The organism is Butyribacter sp. (assembly GCF_056818865.1).
In genome coordinates, this window is the sequence record NZ_DBLYGC010000012.1 from 1 (window position 1) to 23041 (window position 23041).

The window sequence follows — 23041 nt, forward strand, 5'->3', positions numbered from 1 at the left end:
CTTTTTTCACTGATTCTGCTGAAAAAACCTCATATCCGGATTTTTTCAGTGAAAATGTAATTCCACGATTTAAATTTTCATCATCTTCAACCACGAGTATACCTGGCATAGCATATGCACCTCTCTTTATTAACTATTTTTCCTCTTTGTTACATATTTGTTCTGCCTCAATATCCTCGGTAGTGACTTTCCCTGTAATATCCCTATAGGCTTCTTTTATTCCATTTTTGACCGCCCACTTAATTATAAAATATAATGCAAGTAAGACAATTAGTGCTGTGCCAAAACTAATTCCTAATTCTTCAAACATTTCATTACCTCTGTCAATTCCGATTTATCAGACTCTTTTTAGTTCTTCTGAATCATTTTAAAATGCTTCAATGCCTCCACAATTGCGCTCTCTTTATCTTCTGGACACTGCGGCTGCCTGCTATCTTCATTTTTAGGTAAATTATAATTCTTTCCAACCTCAATTCCACATTTTCTCTTTACCTGTGAGATATACAGATTGGAAACCTTCATGCCGGCATTATGTTCAGCCACATACTTCTTTATCTCATCATATGTTGCCTTAGTCTCTGCAGATGTTATATCCACATTATCAAGTTCAATCGTGACATTAATATAATCATCCGGCTTCTGTTTCAATTGGGACAAAAGAACAACTGTCTCCACATGAAAACTTCCGCCAAACATATCACATGCTCTGACTCTTTTTACCTCATATCCTTTATCCGTAAGCACCTTTACATCCCTTGCAAGCGTTCCCGGGTCACAGCTTACATAAACTATCCTCGACGGTGCCATCTTAACAACTGTATCAATCAGTTTCTCATCACAGCCTTTTCTTGGCGGATCAAGTGTTACTACATCTGCTCTCAGTCTGCCGCCACTCTTTTCATACTGCGTGGGAACAACATCCTCTGCTGCCCCGACAAAAAATTCCGCATTTGTTATATTGTTTAACTTGGCATTCTGCTTTGCGTCCTCTATTGCCTGCGGTACTATCTCAACTCCGCATACTTTCGCTGCCTCTCTCGCCATGAAAAGTGATATTGTTCCTATTCCGCAATACAAATCCCATACCACTTCGCCCTCTTTTATATCTGCAAATTCAAGAGCCGTCTGGTAAAGTTTTTTTGTCTGCTCAGGATTCACCTGATAAAACGAAAGCGGCGATATACGATATTTTATATCACCTATATAGTCCTCTATATATGACTGTCCGTAAAGTGTCTCTACTTTTTCTCCCAAAATAACATTCGTATTTTCACGATTTATATTAACAGTGATGCTCTTTATCTCAAGGTTAATTCCACAATTTTTTATCATTTCAACAAATTCTTCTGAATATGGCAGCTTTTTGGCATTTATAACAAGACATACCATAACTTCACCGGTTGCTTTTCCTACCCTTGTAAGTATATGTCGTACTATCCCTCTGTTCTTCTTTTCGTCATATGCCGTAACATTATATTTCTTCATAAATTCAAGAACAGTTTCTACAATCTGTTTGTTACATTCATGCTGTATAAGGCAGTCCGTCTGAGGTATAATGCTGTGTGTTCTTCCCGCATAAAACCCTGCAACAGGATTACCGTCTTTATCATACCCAACCGGAAATTGTGCTTTATTTCTGTAATGAACAGGTTTGTCCATCCTAAGAATAGGCTCCATTATTATCGGAGTCTTGCTTTCAGCAGTGTTTTCTGCATTTTGCTGTTCTTCCGCATTTTTATATTTCCTATATTTCTCCTCTGTGTAAACAGGAACACCGCCTATTCTTCTAAGACAGTTAGCTACTTTCTCTTCTTTCCATGAAAGCTGCTTTTCGTATGAACAATGCTGCAGCTGGCATCCTCCGCACTGCCTTGCCACCGGACATTCAGACTCAACTCTGTATTCAGACGGCTCTATTATTTCAAGCATTCTCGCATATCCGTAATTTTTCTTCGTTTTCATAACTTTAACTCTTACTTTGTCTCCGATAAGAGCATCTTTTACAAAAAGTGTGTATCCGTCAATCTTACCTATTCCCTCCCCTGTACTGCCAAGGTCGGTAATCTCAAGCTCGAACTCGTCATTCTTATTACACACAAATTTTTTTTCCTTATTCATAATATTTTTTCCTCTATAAAACCTCTTTAAAATATCCGCAAAATATCAACAAAAGCCGACAAACCAATTATAAACAAAATAATCAGCTTCTCAGCTTTTTCTTTTTTAATCATTTTCTCTTTGCCACACTACCTGTACTCTGTCTGATGTTTGAATCGACAAATCTGTTGAAGCCAAGCCACTCCGTTGTCGGATTTGCCTTGTCATATATCTCAGTCATGGTTTCAAGTTTTGCGTCTGTATTGTCCGCAAAATTAAGTGCCATCGCCTCCGCTATAGCAGGCTTTTTCGGTGAACCATATTCAAGTTCTCCATGATGTGCAAGTATGCAGTGGCGAAGTTCTGTTGCAAGCACAGGCGGAAATCCGCTTATCTGGCGTATCTTATTTCCGATTAGTTCAGCTCCTATAAATATATGTCCAAGAAGCTGCCCGTCATCTGTATAATCATTCATCGGAAAATCTGATAATTCAGTGACTTTTCCTATATCATGAAAAATTGCTGCTGTGACAAGCAAATCTCTGTCAAGTATAGGATAATTGTCTGCAAGAAATACGCACATCTTTGTGACTGCAAGTGTATGCTGCAAAAGTCCTCCGATAAATCCATGATGCACCGATTTTGCTGCCGAATGAACTTTAAATTCTTTTACAAATTCCCTGTCATTTATAAAACACTCTTCCGTAAGCTGTCTAAGGTGCGGCTCTTTAATGGTAGCTATAATACCTTTAAGTTCCGAATACATCTCTTCAATATCATACTTTGTTGCAGGAATGTACTCCTTAGGGTCATATTCTCCCTCCTGCGCCTTTCTTATACGATTTATGTTTACCTGACGTGCACCCTGAAATGAAGTAACGGTACCATCCGTCATAATAAAATCCATACTCTCAAATTCTGCTATACCGGCATTTAACTCCCAGACTTTTCCGTCAATAGTTCCGGTTTTGTCCTGAAGAATCAGTGAATAATATGTTTTTCCTGCCTTAGTTTTTAATATCTGTTTGGATTTGCACAAATAAATCCCTGAAAATTTATTTCCCTCTTTATACTCTTCTAAATATGTCATTTTATTCCTCGCCTAACTTTAATACTGCTTTTATCGATTTAGCGACCTTAGCTGCCTCATAAGGTTTTATTATAAAATCTTTTGCCCCTGCTGTAATGGCATCCAAAACTTTTTCCTGATATCCCATTGATGAACACATGATAATCTTTGCATTGTCATCAATTTCCTTTATCCTGCCTACCGCTGTGATTCCATCCATTTTAGGCATCGTAATATCCATAATAACCAAATCCGGCGAATATATTTTATATTTTTCTATGGCATCTTCTCCGTCTCCTGCTTCTATATACTCGAAACCCAAAGCCATATCATCAAGAATCTTTTTTAACGACATACGCACAAATGCCGCATCATCTACTAAAAGTACTTTCATTTATATATATCCTCCTAAATTTCTGCACAATATATTAAATATATTAGCACAAGAGCAGTTTATAAACAATCATTTTCATAACTTTTTCTCAGCTTCAAAAGTGCTGATTTTTCTATTCTCGATATATAAGACCTCGATATTCCGTATTCTGCTGCTATCTCCCTCTGCGTCTTTATATCATATCCCTCTATTCCATATCTCTTTCTGATTATATCCTGCTCACGTCTGCTCAAAACACTTTCTACCTTATCAGTAAGCCTTCTGATTCTCTCATCCTGCGTAATCTTTTCTACAACATCATCATCTTCATATTCTATTACATCTATAAGATTTATTTCATTTCCTTCTTTATCGGAACCGATTGAATCATATAAATACACATTCTTTGAACTTTTCTTTTCCGTCCGGATATACATAAGAATTTCGTTTTCAATACATCTTGCACAATACGTTGCAAGTCTGATTTTTTTTGAACCGTCAAATGAATCAACACCTTTTATCAAACCTATTGTCCCTATTGAAAGCAAATCATCAAGTTCTCTGTCAGATGTATTATATTTTTTCACTATATATGCGACTAAACGCAGGTTTTTTTCAATAAGAAGCTGTCTCGCACTCTTGTCTCCCGCCTGGTATCTTATGATGCATTCTTCCTCTTCTTTTGCACTCATTGGTTTTGGAAAGGATTGCACCGCAAGCACCTCAAAATATTATCATTTATATACTATGCTAAATAACAATACTTTGTGCATGACCACATATTTTTTTCATATCACGTCTTTACAAAATAGTTATAATAATATAACCAATCATTGCAGCTACAATCTGCATTATAATAAATCTGAATACTACCTGTGTATCTGACCATCCCTTATTTTTTCTTGCATGGTCATGAAGCGGTGTTCTCGTATTTACAAGTATTGAAATTTTGAGAAATCTCTTTAAAAATATCTTCACAAGTCCAAGTCCGCCGTCAACTATAAGCACAATTGCAAGTATTATGTAGCTTATAGGATGTCCTGTTTTCATTGCGATAATCGCAATATAAAAACCAAGTGCCCTCGAACCTGCATCCCCCATAAGCATACTGCTAGGCTTTGAATTAAAATACAGATATGCTAAAAGTGTTGCAACAAAAATAAAATCTGCAATTACATAATAACCAAGTTCATTTGCAAATATTACCGTAAATGCTGAAATAACAACACAGCAAAGGCTTCCTGAAAGCCCGTCCACTCCATCTGTACAGTTTGTTACATTGATTGAAACCCAGATAAGAATTATTCCGAGTACAAAATAAACCGGTACCGGAAGCTCAAATACATTACTTCCTATATGGATTGTTGAATTGTTGAAATTTAAAAATGTCCACATTGTAACAATTGACAAAACAAGGTCAATTGCACCTTTTTTATAATCCTGCCACGGTGTCTCTGCGGCATCGTCAAGATATCCGCTTAACATGATTGCAAATAACAATATGCAATATATGATAAACTCTCTTGTTATAGGCATAAAAAGCAATGAGCATATAATAAATGCTATTACAAATGTAAGTCCAACACCTCTTGTTTTTCCTTTTGACAAGGCACCGTTTACTGCAAATTCCCTGCCCTGATCTACCGGAAGAAACGGGAATGGAAATTTAAGACAGATAAATGTCAGCAAAAATGCTGCAAGAATACCTATCATTGTTATCTGATTTGGATTTAAGCAACCGCTTAATATATTGTACATAACTTATTCCTCCATATTCATGCTTATGATTTATTACTGTCCACACCTTTTTTGCACAGTAACTTTGATTTATCATTTTTTTGACGCACAGACAATTATACATCCCACAGACTTTTATTACAAGACCGATTCAGCTTTATTTCTATAAGTTCTTTTTTTCCAAAATATCTACCGTATGTGCTCCCGCACCTACAAGTTCCTGTCTCTCGCAGGTTGCCAGATGATACTCTACAAAAAGCTTAAATGTTTCCTCATCCATCGCATTTAAAACCGGTCTCATCAAATCCGCCTGTCCATCTGCCGAAATAAGCTTTATCCTTTTCAAGTCTGCTGCATCACGCACTTTATCTATATCTTCTATTCTTACATAATCGTACAAATCTTTCGGCTCAGGAATACAGTGAAAATCTTTTGTAACTTTTCCTGCCTCAACCACTTCCTTTATGTGATTTTGTTTAAATCCGTATGTAAGGATGCTGTACTCATTCATGCAATATGCAACAAGTATCTTTCCTCCCGGTTTTGTAACTCTTTTCGCCTCATTTAACGCTTTTATCTTGTCATCAAAACCAAACAGATGATACATCGGTCCAAACAAGAGTGTAACATCAAAGGTATTATCCGCAAGTTTTGAAAGTTTTAATGCATTACCCTGCATCGCTTTTACTGTGCTTTTTTTCGATTTCAGTATTCCAAGATTATATTTGACAAGTTCAACTGCTGTCACATCATGGCCTTCATTTGCAAGTGCAACGGAATATCTTCCCGTTCCTGCACCTATATCAAGTATTTTTACACATTTCCTGTCACCTATACATTCATGAATATATTTCATTGATGTAATAAATTCCACCTGTCCGTGCCGCCTTGTCAGTCTTTTATCCTCATTAAATTTGTTATAATATTTTTCCAAATCTGTCATTTCTTTCACAGATAAACCTCCGTCTGAATATAAATCAATCTGCTTTAAATCTTTCCGTCATTTCTTTAAGTGATATTGCCTGACCGGATAAAACCTCTGTAGACGCAGCCGTCTGTTCTGCTGTTGCTGTATTTGCCTGCACGACATCTGATATATTTTCAATTTCACATTTAATATTATTTGCATTTTTTGTCTGTATTTCATTATCTTTTGAAATTTCTTTAAATGCTCCTGCAATTTTTTCGGAATCATCAACAATATTTTTAAATGTCTCAGAAGTCACAACCGCATATTCCTTTGCACCTGAAATACCATTAAGACATTTTTCGATAAGTCCGGCAGTTTTCTTTGATGCTTCACTGCTTTTTGCTGCCAATGTTCCTATCTCCTGTGCCACAACTGCAAAACCTTTTCCTGTATCTCCTGCACGCGCAGCTTCCACTGAAGCATTAAGTGATAATATATTTGTCTGAAACGCAATTGAATCTATTGTTTTTACAATCTTTTTAATATCCTCAGACATTTCCTCTACTTCTTTCACAACACTTAATAATGCATGCATTTTATCGTCACCATCTTTTATTTCAATGTCAAGATTTAAAAGACTTTCATTTACAACATTGACCTTCTGTGAGTTTCTATTGATACTTTCAACAACATTGTCAACATCTGCAACCAGCTTCTGTAAAGACGCTGCCTGTGCTACTGTTCCATCTGAAACCATGCCTGCCGCCTGTGCAAGCTGTCTTGAACCACCTTCAACATTCACCGACGATGTCTGTATATTTATTATCATATTTTTCAAAATAGACTTAATCGAATTTATTGAAACCGCAAGATTATTAAATTCACCCGGATATTCTTTCATGTCTGCTGCCGTAAGATCATAAGCTGCCATACTTTCAAGTATATAGGCCGCTTCTCCAAGTATTTGCGACAATGTATTTGTTAATGAAGCTGCACTATTCTGAAGAATACCAAGTTCATCTTTTCTTCCTGTTTTCTCTATGTGTTTTGATAAATCTCCATCTGCCATGCCTGAAAGAACATTTTTCACTCTTATGATAGGTCTGCTGATACTTCTTGCTATAAAAGCAGCTGCCAATATTGCTATAATTAACGCAAATATGTCACTTATAACAAGTCTCTTTACAAACATAAGCACCTCTGACTCATATGCCGTTGTCGGAGAAACCATCACCACACGCCAATTATCAGTATTTCCTATTTTAGAATATCCGCAAATATATTTTTTGGAATCAATTTCATAGGTAAAACCTCCATTATCTGAGTTACTGCTGCTTTTTGTCAACTCATCCGGAACATTGCCCATATATTCTTCATTCATAATATATTTTGAATTTTTATGAGCAATCACATTATTTTTTTCATCAAGAATATATGCAAAGCTTCCGTCTCCTACTGATATATGCTTTACCATATCATTCATAAAATCAACATCAATTCTAAAATATACAACTCCAACTATCCTGCCTGATGAAATACGAGGAGCAGCTATACTAAGTCCGTAAGTTCCCGTATATTTGCTCAATGTAACATCTGAAATATTTGTTTTTCCCTGTAAGGCCTTTTTTACATAACTTCTGTCACTGAAATCAGTTCCGTCTTTAATGCTGATTCCTTTTTCATTTAATACATTCCCACTTGTAAAACCATATTGCTTTGCCAGCTGCTCTACCTTGGATACTCTTGCTTCATCCGGAACATTTCCAGTCAGTATCATGTCTTTGCCCGATGCCGCAGCAATATTTTTATAAGTATTTAATAATACCTCCAAATCATCTGATGTTGTCTTTGCTGCCGATTTTGAATTTTTTCTGACAAGTTCAATTGTAGAATTATAACTGTACATGCAAGACTCAGTACCTATTACATATACAAGCAGTATAATTATAATGCTAAATATAATCCCGATTTTAGTGCTTAATTTCATTTATTTATCCCCTTTCTGTACATAAAACATCTGTTTTCTCCCAAACAGTACACTCATTATATCTGTACTTTTCTCTGCATAATTCATTATATAGTAAATAATATTTTATTACAAACAATTTTAAAAATCACACATAATTTAAGTTTCATTTTAAGTTCGTGTTTTATTATGCAGATGTAAACAAAAACAAAGCAAATATTTAAAACAAATATTTTTAAAAGTAAGTAATATGAAAGGTTGTGATTTTTATGAGAAATTGGAAAGGTGTATTAGCAATGGGATTGTCAGCAGCTTTAGTTATCAGTGCTGCACAACTCATTCCTGAACAAAATGTAAAAAGTGCAAATGCTGAAACAATAGATAACTCGAGTGACAATATGACTCCTCCAAGCGGCATGCCGGAAGGAACACCTCCTGCAAAACCGGACGGAGATACAAGCGGAAAACCCAGCGGTTCTGCTCCGGGCGGCTCATCAAGTGCCGTTACAAGTTATGACTCAGTAAACTCCATTACATCTGATACTTCCATCTCAGGTGAAACAATCGAATCGACAGGCACAGATGAAAATGCCATAAACATATCAAACGGTGCCACAGCAACAATTGACAATTCAACAATAACAAGGACTTCATCTTCAAGCACAGGCGGTGATAACTCAAGCTTTTACGGTGTCGGTGCCGCCATCCTCAACACGGAAGGTACAGCAAACATCACAAACAGTACAATAACAACTGATGCTGCCGGAGGTGCAGGTGTATTCTCTTATAACAAAGGTGTAACTTATGTCTCAGATACAACAATAACTACAAACAAAGACACATCAGGCGGAATACATGTAGCAGGCGGCGGTACTTTATATGCATGGGATGTAACAGCAACTACAAGCGGCCAGTCTTCCGCTGCAATAAGAAGTGACAGAGGCGGCGGCACAATGGTAGTTGACGGCGGAACATACACAAGTAACGGTGTTGGTTCTCCTGCTGTTTACAGCACCGCTGATATTGCTGTAAACACTGCAAAACTTACTGCAAACGGTTCAGAAGCCGTATGTATTGAAGGACTTAATTCACTTCGTCTTTTTGATACTTCACTCACAGGAAATATGAGTGATGACAGCCAGAATGACTGTACATGGAATGTAATACTTTATCAGAGTATGTCAGGTGACTCACAGGAAGGAAACAGTACATTTGAGATGAACGGCGGAACACTTACTGCTAAAAATGGCGGCATGTTCTATACAACAAATACAGAGTCTACATTTATTCTTTCAAATGTAAATATTAAATATGCCGATGACAATGATTTCTTCCTCCGCTGCACAGGAAATAACAACCAGAGAGGCTGGGGTACATCGGGCAGCAACGGTGCTGACTGTCTCTTTACCGCCGACTCACAGGAAATGGAAGGCGATGTTATCTGGGATTCAATCAGCAAACTTGATTTCTATATGACAAACGGCAGCACACTCACAGGTGCTCTCATTGATGATGAAACATGTGCAGGTTCAGTCGGAAGCGGTTATGCAAATGTTTATATTTCAAACGACTCTACATGGATAGTAACTAAAGACAGCACTCTTTCAAAACTTTCATGTGAAGGAAAAGTTGCAGATAAAGACGGTAATACTGTCACAATCAAAGGAACTGACGGTACTATATATGTACAGGGAACTTCTTCTGTTACAGTAACAGTATCTGAATACAGCGACAGTGCAGACCTCTCAGGAGCCTCAAAAACAACAAGCTGGTCAGATTATAAAGCAGCCAAATACTCTGACAGTTCTTCTGACAACAGCAACTCTTCTGACAACAGCAACTCTTCAGATAACAGCAGTAATGACAGTGACAGCACTACTTCAACTCCGGCACCTACAGCTACACCTGATGCCACAGAAACACCTTCTGCTACTGCTACACCAACAGATTCAACAGTAACAGTCAAAGCTTCAAAAGTACAGAGTGCTAAGAGAAGCAAAAAACGCACAAAAGCTGTCGTAAAAGTAAAGAGCGTAAATGATATTACAGGTTATCAGATAAGCTATTCAACTTCAAAATCATTTAATACTGCCACAAAAACAGTAAATAGTAAAAAAACTAAAATTACTATTTCCAATTTAACCAAAAAGAATGTATATTATATTAAAGTAAGAACATACAAAACAGTAAACAAAAAGAAATATTACAGTAAATGGAGCTCAGTTAAAAAGCTTAAATAACAGACGCGGAGGACAGATACTATGAAACTATTGCTGGCTGAAGATGAAGTAGAACTTTCAAATGCACTTACAGCGATATTACAACACAATCACTATACGGTTGATGCTGTCTACGACGGACAGGCGGCAATAGAATATCTTTCGGTAGAAGAATATGACGGTGTCATCTTAGACATAATGATGCCAAAAAAAGACGGTATTGAAGTCATAAAAGAGCTCAGAGAGAGCGGGAATAATGTTCCCGTTCTCTTTCTGACTGCAAAATCAGAAATTGATGACAGGGTACTCGGACTTGACCTTGGTGCAGATGATTACCTTACAAAACCATTCGCCATGAAAGAACTGCTTGCAAGAATACGCTCCATAACACGCCGCAAAACAGAAAATGCAAGCACCGTATTAACCTACGGAAACACAAGTCTCGAGCAGACAACTGCTGCCTTGTCAGCTAACGGTTCCGATACTTCCATACGCCTCACAAACAAAGAATTTCAAATGATGGAAATGTTTTTATCGGCACCGGAAACAATTATATCCGTTGACAGACTTTTTGAAAGAATATGGGGATATGAAAGTGATACGGAAACAAATGTTGTTTGGGTAAACATCTCAACACTTAGAAAAAAGCTTACCTCACTTGGTGCCGACATATGTATAAAAGCAATGCGAAATCAAGGCTATATCCTGACAAAAAAATAATATGAAAGGATAATCTATGGTACAAAAACTAAGAAAACGCTTTATACTTGTTGCAATGCTTTCCACACTTATCGTTCTTCTGTCCATGATAGGCGGTATGAACATACTTAATTTTGACAAGTTAAAAAGCCAGGCAGATACAATGACACGCATGATATGCGAAAATGACGGTAAATTCCCACAAAGCAAAAATAATAATGAACCGGCTCCTGCTCCTGACGACAATAAAACTCCACCCGAAAAAAATAATCCGGATAATGCAAACCCACCAAAAATTCCTAACGGACAGATAGATGCCGAAACACCTTTTTCGACAAGATATTTTTCCGTTAAAATAAACAATAAAGGAACAATTACGGACTCTAATCTTGAAAGTATAGCATCAGTGACAACCGATGACCTTGACAGCTACATATCTGCCATAAAATCAAAAAAATCCGACACCGGATTTTACAGACAGTTCCGCTATAAAAAATATACGGCAGACTCATATACACTTTATATTTTCGTAGACTGCAATCAGAGCCTGTCAACCTTTAAAAACACCCTTTTCACAAGCCTTTTAATGTCCGGTATCGGTTTTATTGCGGTTCTCATTCTTGTCATAATATTTTCAAAGATAGTGCTTCGCCCCGTCGTGCAAAGCTATCAGAAACAGCGCCAGTTTATAACAGATGCAGGCCACGAATTAAAAACACCTCTTACAATCATTGATGCCAACATTGAAGTTATAGAAATGGAAAATGGAGAAAGCCAATGGACAAAGAGCATTCAAAACCAGATAGCAAGACTTACAACAATGGTTCAGCAGTTTATCACTCTCTCAAAAATGGAAGAAAAGAACGCGAACTTTCATAAAACCCATCTTCCACTAAATACTATATTGACGGAAAGCCTTGAACCCTTTGAGGTTATATTCTCATCAAAAAATATTGAAATTAACACAGCTCTTGAAAAGGAGGCATTTGTTTCAGGAGACGAAAAACTTGTCAGACAGTTATTTGAGATACTTATAGACAATGTAGCAAAATATGCAACAGAAAACAGTATCTTCAAAATCTCGGTAAAAAGAAAAGGCAGAAAAAATATTATTGTATTTGAAAATGAAAGTGACAACATCTTCGAGGGAAATCTTGATATGCTCTTTGACAGATTTTACAGAACAGACGCGTCAAGAAACTCCTCAACAGGCGGCTCCGGAATAGGTCTTTCCGTTGCCAAAACCATTGTTTCTCTTCACGGCGGTACTATTCACGCCAAAAGCGATGACGGGAAATGCATACAGATTATTATTTCTATGTAATTTTACATTACTATGTAATCTTGCATTACTATGTAATCTTGCATTAAAACCTGCATATACAAAAACACGGCTGTTAAACAAAACTTAGCAGCCGTGTCATTTTTAATCACACCTATTCTCTATGACAGTGTATTTTCCTTTTCAATCACAAACTCATTCATCGTTATGCCATGTGGTCTGTATGCCACTCTTATATAATGCTCTCCCACTCCAATCTTTCCAATAGGCATATCTTTCTCGTCAGCTTTTCCATTTGTTCCCTGGAATGAAAGCGTTCCACGATAATCATTGTCAACGAACAAAGATATAGGTATCTGTGTATATTCATTGTGCTGTGACGTAATATTTATTTTTACACTGTAATTTCCTTCCACTGCATCAACTGCATTGAAATACATTCCGTCATCTTCAAGCATTTTTAATGCAAGCTCATCTGATACAACAAAAGAACCGTTCTCTGCCGCAACTGTCTCCAGTTCACCCTCAGGTCTGTAGCTTGTATCCCACTCAGGTGCGTATTCTTCAAGAGTTACTTTTCCAAGTTTTATCTGCATTGCAAGACTGTTAAGTGCAAATTTAAGTACATTCTTTGCATTTCTCTGGAACTGCCCTCTTGTTATCTTTCCTATCGTATACTCTGCTTTGATATTGTCAAGAGCGTTCTCTCTTTCCGTATCAGGACACACCATAAATATATCATTCTGTGCCTGAACCATTGCCGCCCTGTTTCTTCTGTCCTGTGCTTCTCCTTCCCAGTTTGCAACTGCCCACCAGTCAGTCATTACGATTCCTTCAAATCCCCATTCTTTTCTAAGCACCGTTGTACAAAGGTCATAATTTCCCGATGTCCAAAGACCGTTAAATGGTCCGTATGTAGTCATTACAGAACTGCATCCCGTTTCTTTTACCACTATTTCAAAGCATTTTAGATAAATTTCCCTGAGTGCTCTCTCTGAAATCACGCCCATCGCATCTGCACGGCGAAATTCCTGATTGTTTGCACAAAAATGTTTTACTGTTCCCTCTACGCCCGCTTTATGCAGTCCTCTGAGTTCTGCCGCACATATTTTTCCGGTAAGAATCGTGTCCTCTGAAATATATTCATAATTTCTTCCATTAAGAGGATGCCTGTGTATATTCATTCCCGGTCCTAAAATAGTGTCAATACGGTTATATTTCATCTCTGCGCCAAAATATTCAAAAAGTTCCTCGATAAGTTCATCATTAAATGTAGCACCAAGCAATGTTCCTATCGGAAGTAAAAACGCCTTGGTTCCGCAATCCATTCTTATTCCGGAAGGCCCATCAGCACAGCAAAGTGCAGGTATTTCAAATCTTTCAAGTGAAGGAGTAAGTCCTCCAAATGCGGCAGCAGTTCCGGGCGTCACTTTCATACTGCACATTCCCTCACCTCTCATAAGACACATAAGGTCATCATCTGAAAGCTGTCCTATAAATTTGTCAATATCAATCTTTCCATCCGCAACGTCTTTAAGAGTGTATCCCTCATCACCCGTAAGAGGTATATCCTCCGGCATCTCACTCTCAATTCTCTCAGAAAGATTTACTGTTCTTGTAGGAACTTTTTGAAATTCCATCTCATATAGACCTGAATTTCCTGTATTATCTCCGCTGTCTTTTTCAGAATCATCTGCTTTATCAGCTGAAACCGGATGCATTCTCTCAAATTCTTCTATAGGTGCAAGTGCTTCTTCAAGCTGCTCTATCACCTGAAATTCCTGTGAAAAACTTCCGATATATTCAGCCTCCGCAACATTGTTTCCTGCATATACTTTGTATTCTCCCTCTTCCAGAATAAATGCAGATTTATGACCTGTAATTCCTGAATCGTCATATGACGCAAAATATGATTTAGGACAAGATATTGTAAGTTTCTGGCTATCCTGAGCCGCAAGCTCAACGGTCTTTGCATATCCGACAAAAGTACGTGCAGGTTTTCCAAGTTTTCCCTGTGGTGCTTCGATATAAACCTGTACAACCTCTTTTCCTGAACAATCACCTGTATTTTTTACTGCTGTATCAACAATTACACTGTTTTCATCAACATTTTTAACCGAACCTGTTATCTCAAAATCAGTATATGACATACCAAATCCAAACGGATACATCACTTTATCCGCTGCAGCCGTCTGAAAATACTTATATCCTACATATATATCTTCAACATAATAATTCTTATCAGCATCACCGAAATATGGAGCTGAAGGGTAATCTTCTATATTATAACAGATTGTATCAGTCAGCTTTCCGCTTGGCGCCGTCTTACCCGTAATTACATCAAGAACACCGTTTCCGCCTTCCTGTCCTCCCTGCCATACATACATAACAGCAGATGGTTTATATTCGTCTGTCCACTTCATATCTATGATATTTCCGACATTCAGAAGAACAATACTTTTTTCAAATGTATCTGTAACATTTTTTATAAGTTCTCTCTCTGCCTGTGTCAGATAATAACTTCCCGCATCTGCTTTGTTATCCTGATCTTCTCCTGCTGTTCTTCCTATGATAACAATGGCTGTATCATTTCTTTTTTCAGCCTCACTTATAATCTCCTTTGACAACGGCATTTCCTTTTGTGACCATGGAACACTTCCCCATCCGTTTCCCTCGTCAAAAGGATTTTCTTTAATCCACTTCTCGTAGATTTCAAGAATACCGTCATCTACTTCAATACAGTCACTTTCTTTTAATGCATCAAGAATGCTCACAACATACTTTGTATTTACAAGTCCTCCCGAACCGAGACCGCCCTTGTAATAATAAAATGCACCGATACCAAAAACGGCTGCTTTTGTACCTTTTTTTAGCGGCAGTATCTTTTCGTCATTTTTAAGCAGCACACATCCCTCTGCCGCAGCTCTCCTGGCAACCTGTGCATAATTTTTCTGATTTAATTCAAACATATATTTCCTCCATAATTTTATCTGTAGTGTCCATGATAATATATCTTTGGCAAAAATAAAACCTTAAATTTATTACTTTTTATATATTCATTACCTTATTGTTCTGTTTTATTTAAAATGCTCCCTCATCCAAAAACACAACGCTGTCACCAAGACTGTCGTCAAGAATATCCCATCCCTTTTTATCATTTACTGCAAGGGCACCGGAAATTCCTATTATCGGAAAACGGTCACATAGCTGCTTATAATAATCTGCCATCTCGGAAGATGAACGAAGTACAGATACAGATTTTGTATCAGGTGTTTCCGGCAGCAAATCGTCGAATATTTTATCACTCTCCTGCTCATACATCGAAACAATCGGATAGAAAGCTCTGTCAACACCACTTTCAAATTCAGGCAACTCCCTGTCACACTGGCTTTCCATGCTAAATGCCGGACTATCACAGCATGTCCTGTACTCAACACCCTCACACTGACATCCAACTTCTTTTTCGATATAGTTCTGCCATTTCTCCTCCGTATTTCCCTGAGAATTTATTTTCTCTTTCCTCTTAAATGTTTCCCCTGGAAAATAATACATATCCGATTCTTTCCTGTATAACTTTCCCGCATCCGCATCAAGCATAAACACTATATCCTTCCCTACCTCATATCCACAGCTTTTTATTGCAGCAGTCATCATTTCAAACACATCAAAAATATCATAAAGATAACCTCTTACATCCCTTGTTAAAATTGCATTATTTTCTTCAATAGACGACATTGTCTTATATCTGATTCTTTTCTTAATTTCTGTTACTATTTTTTGCCCCATGTTTAATGCATCAGAATAAGACGTTGCACCTATAGGCATAAAAACTATTTTCGAGAAATCAATGCTGCTCCCAAATATTTTTCCTTTTTTAAATACATCAACAATAGGTATCTTAAAACTTTTATCCGGAAATGCTGCCAAATAATTAAAAGGTATATTTTTCTCGTATTCATCTGTCTTTCTTATTTTAAATGCATTAGTCACAATATTTTCCATATTACCCCTCATTTCTGCATACGTTTTTTGTGCATAAATAATTTATTACCATATTTTATAATTAGGCAGCTGACTTCCCAAAAGAATATATTCCATGTAATCATGTAATACTATTACCGGACACGACAACAAAATCCACAAATTTGTATATAGCAGACATACCTGCCCCTTAAAATTATATTGCTGTCCTGAATAATCCCACACATTTAAATGCATCTGCCTGTTTACTATCATGCCGACAATAAACTCAACTCCCGTTATCATCAATCCGCATATTATCATTTGTCCTATAAGTGAAGCACCGTCACCCAGAATATTTTCAACTGCTCCTACAAGTACAAAACATAAACCGCCTGCAAATAACATGGATATATGTGAATATCCACGATACAAAATTTCTATACCACAATAAAGAAAACCACCTGTCAAAAACATTATCAGATAAACCTGAAAATGATTCATACCTGTTCCCATCATATGAACCTCCTTTGTAATTGCAATAAGTAATATGCTGTCATTTACACCTGTGATACTGTCAGTAACTCAGTAACAATGATTTTTAATTCATGCAGCTTTCTATATGATAGTATGTATTTTTTTATCTAACTTATACTACTATTGAACTACCAAAAATGCAGTATTTTTTTCCATTTCAGTGTGTTAATCTATTATATATAATGATGTTGGGGTCAAAAGGTATTTTGACCCTTGCACCATATAATACAAAAAATACGAATCGAGGGAAAGTATGAACACTGATATATTAAAAAGACTTGATGATGCCATTTCATCTACACTTATAGGTAAATCAGAAAATCCGGATTGTAATGTAGGTGCATCTATATGCATTATAAAAGACGGCAAAGAAGTATATCGAAATGAATACGGTGAAGCCGATAAAGAAAAACACATTCCCATGGAAAAAAATTCTATTTTCAGATGCTATTCCATGACAAAACCGGTTACTTCAGTCGCTGTTATGACCCTTGTCGAAAAAGGACTTATCGCTCTCTCTGACCCTGTAAGCAATTTTATTCCAAGTTTCAAAAATCAAACGGTGCTTACTGAAAAAGGATATGTTCCCGCAAAAAGAGAAGTTGTTATACAGGATCTTCTCAATATGACAGCAGGTCTTACATATCCGGACGCTTCTTTTCCTGCCGGAAAAGCAATGCAGGATATGATTGATAAATATTACGCTGATGTTGAAGCCGGTAAGCCTACATCTACATATGACCTTGCCGTACTGATTGGCGAACAGCCTCTTGAATTTCATCCCGGCGAGGGCTGGCGCTATAGCTTCTGTGCCGATGTTCTCGGTGCCGTAATCGAAGTTATAACAGGCAAAAAATACAGTGATTATCTCAAAGAAACAATATTTAAACCACTTGGCATGGATGATACTGACTTTTTCGTTCCTGAAGAAAAACAAAGCCGTTTTATGCAGAATTATCAGTATATGCCTGAAACTCAAACCATGGAACCATGTACATGGCAGCATTTAGGTCTTACATATATGCACAAAAAGAAACCTCTTTTTGAATCGGGAGGTGCCGGACTTGTCTCAACAATCGACGATTATTCAAAATTTGTAAATATGATGTTAAACAAAGGAACTCTCGGTAATGTACGCATACTTGGAAGAAAAACAGTTGAAATCATGACAAGGAACAATCTCACACCAAAACAGCTTTCAATGTATGATTGGGATACATTGAAAGGATACGGCTACGGAAACCTTATGCGTGTTATGATGGATGTTCCCGCAAGCCAGAGTTTTGGCTCAGAAGGAGAATACGGATGGGACGGATGGCTTGGAAGCTATGTTGCCATGGACCCAAAAGAAAACCTTGCAATAATATATGTCATACAGAAATGCGGCGGCAATGGTTACAGAGATATACAAGTTATACGAGATATTGTGTATTCCGCACTTTAATCATTTCCCACTCGAACTCGGCAAATTCAAACGAAAAAACTATTGACAGTTTATTTGATAATATTATAAAAATTTAAACCAAAATTAAACAGAGAATATGCAGTATAAATAAAATTTATCTTATGCATATTCTCCGTTTTTTATCCCAAATATAATATGAGACTTTTTATCAGACTTTTCCACTCATCATATAGTCAAGAATTCTGCTGGCATCTTCCGGTTCTGATGCTACAATCTCAAGTTCCTTTACATATGTTGTATTCATGAGCTGAGCCATCGCTACAAACTGTGTAAGTTTACTCTTAAGATTGATTCTGTCTCCCTCTGATGATGTAAGCTCCACACGACCTTTGCATTTATCAACTACTTTGAAAAATTCGTTGATATCTGAAATATTTGTTATCTTCATCATTCGCCTCTTTCCTGAACCACTTTATATTAAACAAATCTGCCAAGCGGTTCAAAAATTCAGATTTGCTTAAATTTACCAATTACTTCATTACAGATATTTTATTATATCATATTTATAAAATCAAGCTTTAAGCCCAAAGAATTATTTTCCCTAATTTTTATAATATATTGCCAATTTTTGTAATATGTGCTATATTCAAAATCAATATAGCATGCAGTTTCCATTTAATACTACTGCATATTATACAAACTATATTTCAACCAGAAAACATTGCTTAAAGACATAATTGCAGTTGTATGCGCTTGTTATACAAATACACATTCATACAACACTTGACTAGGAAGGAGAGAGCAACATGAAGGAAACAGGTATAGTAAGGAAATTAGATGAACTCGGCAGAATTACACTGCCAATTGAACTTCGCAGAACTTTAAACATTGCTGAAAGAGATTCTCTTGAAATTTCAGTAAAGGATGATATGATTATCCTGACAAAATATGAACCGGTTGACATATTCAACGGTTCAAAAGATGACCTTATTGAATATTGCGGAAAAAAAGTTTCAAAAAAATCAATTATTGAAATGGCAAATCTGGCAGGTTTAGCACTGTCAAATTGAATACTAACGAGCGGGCATCTGTAACAGATGTCCGTTTTTATAAAGGAGGAACATTTATGCAGCCTGATAAAAAAGACTTGGATTTATTTAAAAAATGGATAGACGAAAGTAATAATATAGTATTCTTCGGCGGTGCCGGTGTCTCTACCGAAAGCGGTATCCCTGATTTCAGAAGTGTAGACGGACTTTATCATCAGAAGTATGATTATCCTCCCGAGACTATTTTAAGTCATTCTTTTTTTATCAGAAATACAAAGGAATTTTACAAGTTTTACAAAGACAAGATGCTTGTTGAAAATGCAAAGCCTAATATAACACATATAAAACTTGCAGAACTTGAAAAATCCGGCAAACTTTCCGCTGTTGTCACCCAAAATATTGACGGTCTTCATCAGGCAGCGGGCAGCACGAAGGTTTATGAGCTTCACGGCTCTACTCTCAGAAATTATTGCGAAAAATGTCACAAATTCTACGACGCAGATTATATCAAAAACAGTCAGGGCGTTCCTCTCTGCGAATGCGGTGGTATCATCAAACCTGATGTGGTTTTGTATGAGGAAGGTCTTGACGATATAACCGTCAGCGCAGCCGTCAATGCCATATCAAATGCCGACATGCTTATTGTAGGCGGTACATCTCTTGCCGTTTATCCGGCAGCCGGTCTTATACAATATTTTAAGGGCAGACATCTGGTACTCATAAACAAATCTTCAACACCTCTTGACAGCAATGCAGATTTGTTGTTACAGTGTGGTCTTGGTGAAGTATTTTCACAAATTTAAACATTACTTATTTAAGATACAAGGAGGAACACTTATGAAACACACATACAGAACAAAAGGAACTTGTTCAACACAGATTGAATTTGATTTAAACGGAGACATTGTATCAAATGTAGAATTTACAGGCGGATGCAATGGAAATCTTCAGGGTATATCATCACTCGTTGACGGTCTTACCGTAGAACAGATTGAAAGTAAACTTAAAGGTATAAGATGTGGTTTTAAACCAACATCCTGTCCGGACCAGCTTGCCGTTGCAGTAAAAGAAGCATACGATAGTGAAAATGCATAAAAATTTTTATCACTGTACCAAATACAAAAATAAGCTATACACAAAATACATGTATAGCTTATTTTTAATTTATAATGTTATAATAGATAATTTACTATTTAACCATCTCTTTTATCTTTGCCTTGTCAGCAGCTGTAACCTTATCTAAACTAAGCACTGCATCAACAAAGTCTGTTACTGAATCATTGAACCAGAATTTTTTAGCCTGCTTTAAAATGTCTGTTCTGTAATCTACTTCACTTCTTACAGGTGTATAATATGTAATGCCTTTCTTTTCTGAGGTAACAAATCCTTTATTTATAAGATTCTTTAAGAAAGTATATACAGTCGTATCTTTATATATAAGACCATAGTCTTCCTTTAACTTCTCCATAACCTGTGCGCATGTAACCTCACTCTTAAGGTCCCAGATACACTTCATAACCGTAAGTTCACACTGTGAAATCTCAGTAGTTCTTCTGTTCATGAATTTAGCCTTCCTTTCGTTATTTTCTCTTTTAAATCACTATTGATATCAAAATCCCATATCGTTTTCATATTACCATAATCTCTTAAAAAAATAAAGCCAAAAATAAATTTTTATACCAAAAAAAGGTAACAGTTCAGCCTTCCGGCTGAACTGTTACTAAACATCTCGTCATCATCACATATACATACTTTGGTCTTTTTTAAATTTGTCAATATGTCCTCCCTCAAAACTACATCTATACCTGTTTGGACCCCAACTAATGCCACGGATTGCTTCATTGCTATCTGCTTTTGCCACTTGCATTATAATATTTATCCAACCTGTTTTTCTTGTCAAAAAGATAATTATATTGTATCATCTCATATTCCTTAATTTTCTCTGCATATTCCCCGGTTGCCTCCGATATTTTGTGCAAATCACCGTTTTTGTCATAAAATCCTGTCGCACTTATCGACGGAATATCATTGTATAAATCAAGAAGGTACCTGTTATAATTACTCATTTTTAAACCGGCTTTTTCAAGCAATATTGATGACAAATAATTTATCGATGTCCTCTCTATATATTTTTCTCCTATATCATAATTTGCCCATATCACAAACGGAACAAGATGTTCTTTCATGCTGTCGCTCTGGTCAAATTGCAGAGGTGTCTTTCCAAACACATCCTGATAAAAAGAATCCGGAAGATGCGGCTGATGGTCTCCAAATAATAAAATAATTGTCGGTTCTTTTACTTTTTTAAAATAATTTACCAGTTCTTTAAACGCATCATCAGACATCTTTATAAGAGAAAGATATTGACTTACCTGAGGCGATGTCTCAAAATTTGTAACCTCAACTTTCTTCTTAAATTTATAACTTGTATCATCATAAGGATTGTGATTTTGCATGGTTACATTGAACAGACATAATGAACTGTCCTTATCTTTATTTTCATATTGTTCCACAATCTTTTCATAGTCGGACTTATCACTAATATAATCTCTTACAAGTACAGAATTTTTAAAATCGTCTATGCTTAAAAATTTGTCAAAATAAAACAAAGGATATACTCTGTTTCTGTTGTAACCTGACGGATTGTACGGATGCATTGCTATGGCTTTTCCATATCCATTCTGCTCTTTTATATTGCTTATAATCGACGGCAGATAATCGTCCATATACTGCAAATAAGGATTTCCCGGCAAAAAAGCTTTGGTGCATCCGGTTAGAAATTCAAATTCGGAATTTGCCGTATATCCGCCATATACAGACGATTCAACATAACCTTTGACAACATTTTTATCCATACTGTCAAAAAAGGGCATAACTTCCCTGTTAGTTCTAAAATTGCCTAACACGCTCAAATCCGAAAACGATTCATTCATTATCATTATAATATTTGGCGACTTTGTATGAGATGTATAATTTATACTATCTTCATTATATTTAGATAATATCTCATCAACTTTTTGTACTGAATAACCGTCAGGCTCCTGTACTCCTGCCTCTCCTGCATTTGCAACAAAATAAAGTATATATCCGTAATCACTTATTCCTATGCTGTGGTCCCACGACAGTGAACTCACATTATTAAAAAATGCGGAGGATGTGTTCAGCCATACGATAAATACTGCCGAAGATAAGATTGCAACAACAGAACCGCACACATCCCTTAGATTTAAATATTTTCTTTTTTTACGAGGCATTACTGCACATACCGCAATGCCGGCAATACAGCTTACTATCCCTGCAAAAAAATAAATATCTATTCCATATTTATATGAACCCGCAACAGTTGCCGCCGTTTTTATAGCATAAATATCCATAAAAACAATGCCATAACCTCTGAAAGAAATAACAAAGTAATTTACAATTCCAATAAGTAATGTGCACACATATGTTATCATAAATGCCGGTTTCATTCTGTGAAACAAGCCTGTCAATATAACATTGACAACACCAAATAAAGCTATATTTTTTATTATAATACCAATATCAAAATCAGTTATCGTCTTTTTAAAAAACAGCTCCATCGTCGAAAACTGCCATACCAATAACGCCAAAAATAATAAAACGATAAGAATTTTTTTTATATCATTTTTAAATCTCTTTTTCCCGATGCTCTCCGAATTAAATTCTCTTTCCGTTACAGACAGATTTTCCCCTTCTTTATCTGCTTGCATTTTTTAT

At 36.4% G+C, this 23041-nt stretch carries 21 protein-coding genes and 1 pseudogene; 7 read left to right on the forward strand and 15 right to left on the reverse strand.

Annotated features, from left to right (window positions below; genetic code table 11):
• From ACZLXV_RS06910 to ACZLXV_RS06950, 9 genes and pseudogenes are all read right to left on the reverse strand, one after another.
• Positions 1–109 (reverse strand): annotated as a pseudogene (locus tag ACZLXV_RS06910) (response regulator transcription factor); the annotation flags it as partial.
• 24 nt (positions 110–133) lie between these two features.
• Complete coding sequence (locus ACZLXV_RS06915) at positions 134–310, reverse strand: DUF6019 family protein (protein ID WP_022204168.1); 177 nt, start codon at positions 308–310, stop codon at positions 134–136.
• Positions 311–348: 38 nt separating this feature from the next.
• Positions 349–2118 (reverse strand): 23S rRNA (uracil(1939)-C(5))-methyltransferase RlmD, encoded by a 1770-nt coding sequence (gene rlmD, locus ACZLXV_RS06920; RefSeq protein ID WP_482382905.1) that lies wholly within the window; start codon positions 2116–2118, stop codon positions 349–351.
• Between the two features lie 109 nt (positions 2119–2227).
• On the reverse strand, positions 2228–3187 hold the full coding sequence (locus ACZLXV_RS06925; protein ID WP_367336134.1) for a 3'-5' exoribonuclease YhaM family protein: 960 nt from the start codon (positions 3185–3187) through the stop codon (positions 2228–2230).
• 1 nt (position 3188) lies between these two features.
• Complete coding sequence (locus tag ACZLXV_RS06930; protein WP_482382906.1) at positions 3189–3560, reverse strand: response regulator; 372 nt, start codon at positions 3558–3560, stop codon at positions 3189–3191.
• A 59-nt stretch (positions 3561–3619) separates the two neighbouring features.
• Entirely contained in the window at positions 3620–4252 is a 633-nt protein-coding gene (gene sigK, locus ACZLXV_RS06935; protein ID WP_482382907.1) for an RNA polymerase sporulation sigma factor SigK, read from the reverse strand.
• An 88-nt stretch (positions 4253–4340) separates the two neighbouring features.
• Positions 4341–5297 carry an MraY family glycosyltransferase gene (locus ACZLXV_RS06940; RefSeq protein WP_022225127.1) on the reverse strand — a complete coding sequence of 319 codons (957 nt, stop codon included), beginning with the start codon at positions 5295–5297 and terminating at the stop codon, positions 4341–4343.
• Between the two features lie 142 nt (positions 5298–5439).
• Positions 5440–6219 (reverse strand): class I SAM-dependent methyltransferase, encoded by a 780-nt coding sequence (locus ACZLXV_RS06945; RefSeq protein ID WP_482382962.1) that lies wholly within the window; start codon positions 6217–6219, stop codon positions 5440–5442.
• Between the two features lie 34 nt (positions 6220–6253).
• Complete coding sequence (locus tag ACZLXV_RS06950) at positions 6254–8173, reverse strand: methyl-accepting chemotaxis protein (RefSeq protein WP_022225129.1); 1920 nt, start codon at positions 8171–8173, stop codon at positions 6254–6256.
• Between the two features lie 248 nt (positions 8174–8421).
• Here ACZLXV_RS06950 and ACZLXV_RS06955 point away from each other — a divergent pair, with 248 nt between their 5' ends.
• From ACZLXV_RS06955 to ACZLXV_RS06965, 3 genes are read left to right on the forward strand one after another with little or no spacing between them, the layout of a single operon-like run.
• Positions 8422–10392, forward strand: a complete 1971-nt coding sequence (locus tag ACZLXV_RS06955) for an autotransporter outer membrane beta-barrel domain-containing protein (protein WP_022225130.1) — start codon at positions 8422–8424, stop codon at positions 10390–10392.
• A 21-nt stretch (positions 10393–10413) separates the two neighbouring features.
• A complete protein-coding gene (locus ACZLXV_RS06960; RefSeq protein WP_022225131.1) occupies positions 10414–11091 on the forward strand; it encodes a response regulator transcription factor in 678 nt (225 codons plus the stop codon).
• 16 nt (positions 11092–11107) lie between these two features.
• Positions 11108–12394: a sensor histidine kinase gene (locus tag ACZLXV_RS06965; RefSeq protein ID WP_022225132.1), complete on the forward strand. Its 1287-nt coding sequence runs from the start codon at positions 11108–11110 to the stop codon at positions 12392–12394.
• A 119-nt stretch (positions 12395–12513) separates the two neighbouring features.
• Here ACZLXV_RS06965 and ACZLXV_RS06970 read toward each other — a convergent pair whose 3' ends face one another.
• The 3 genes from ACZLXV_RS06970 to ACZLXV_RS06980 form a co-directional block, all read right to left on the reverse strand.
• Positions 12514–15321 carry a glycoside hydrolase family 3 protein gene (locus ACZLXV_RS06970; RefSeq protein ID WP_482382908.1) on the reverse strand — a complete coding sequence of 936 codons (2808 nt, stop codon included), beginning with the start codon at positions 15319–15321 and terminating at the stop codon, positions 12514–12516.
• 112 nt (positions 15322–15433) lie between these two features.
• Complete coding sequence (locus tag ACZLXV_RS06975; RefSeq protein WP_482382909.1) at positions 15434–16354, reverse strand: phosphopyruvate hydratase family protein; 921 nt, start codon at positions 16352–16354, stop codon at positions 15434–15436.
• 45 nt (positions 16355–16399) lie between these two features.
• Complete coding sequence (locus ACZLXV_RS06980; RefSeq protein WP_367336129.1) at positions 16400–16831, reverse strand: putative ABC transporter permease; 432 nt, start codon at positions 16829–16831, stop codon at positions 16400–16402.
• Positions 16832–17102: 271 nt separating this feature from the next.
• Between ACZLXV_RS06980 and ACZLXV_RS06985 the strand changes: the two genes are divergently transcribed.
• Positions 17103–18293 (forward strand): serine hydrolase domain-containing protein, encoded by a 1191-nt coding sequence (locus tag ACZLXV_RS06985; protein ID WP_367336128.1) that lies wholly within the window; start codon positions 17103–17105, stop codon positions 18291–18293.
• 169 nt (positions 18294–18462) lie between these two features.
• On the opposite strand, the gene ACZLXV_RS06990 is transcribed toward ACZLXV_RS06985, so the two are convergent.
• Complete coding sequence (locus ACZLXV_RS06990) at positions 18463–18702, reverse strand: hypothetical protein (protein WP_022225137.1); 240 nt, start codon at positions 18700–18702, stop codon at positions 18463–18465.
• A gap of 358 nt (positions 18703–19060) precedes the next feature.
• Between ACZLXV_RS06990 and ACZLXV_RS06995 the strand changes: the two genes are divergently transcribed.
• From ACZLXV_RS06995 to ACZLXV_RS07005, 3 genes are read left to right on the forward strand one after another with little or no spacing between them, the layout of a single operon-like run.
• Positions 19061–19324: an AbrB/MazE/SpoVT family DNA-binding domain-containing protein gene (locus ACZLXV_RS06995; RefSeq protein ID WP_022225138.1), complete on the forward strand. Its 264-nt coding sequence runs from the start codon at positions 19061–19063 to the stop codon at positions 19322–19324.
• A gap of 56 nt (positions 19325–19380) precedes the next feature.
• A complete protein-coding gene (locus ACZLXV_RS07000; RefSeq protein WP_482382910.1) occupies positions 19381–20106 on the forward strand; it encodes an NAD-dependent protein deacylase in 726 nt (241 codons plus the stop codon).
• 34 nt (positions 20107–20140) lie between these two features.
• Positions 20141–20398: a TIGR03905 family TSCPD domain-containing protein gene (locus ACZLXV_RS07005; RefSeq protein ID WP_022225139.1), complete on the forward strand. Its 258-nt coding sequence runs from the start codon at positions 20141–20143 to the stop codon at positions 20396–20398.
• Between the two features lie 94 nt (positions 20399–20492).
• Here ACZLXV_RS07005 and ACZLXV_RS07010 read toward each other — a convergent pair whose 3' ends face one another.
• On the reverse strand, positions 20493–20864 hold the full coding sequence (locus ACZLXV_RS07010; protein ID WP_022225140.1) for a BlaI/MecI/CopY family transcriptional regulator: 372 nt from the start codon (positions 20862–20864) through the stop codon (positions 20493–20495).
• A gap of 283 nt (positions 20865–21147) precedes the next feature.
• Positions 21148–23034 carry an LTA synthase family protein gene (locus ACZLXV_RS07015; RefSeq protein ID WP_482382911.1) on the reverse strand — a complete coding sequence of 629 codons (1887 nt, stop codon included), beginning with the start codon at positions 23032–23034 and terminating at the stop codon, positions 21148–21150.
• Between the last annotated feature and the right edge of the window lie 7 nt (positions 23035–23041).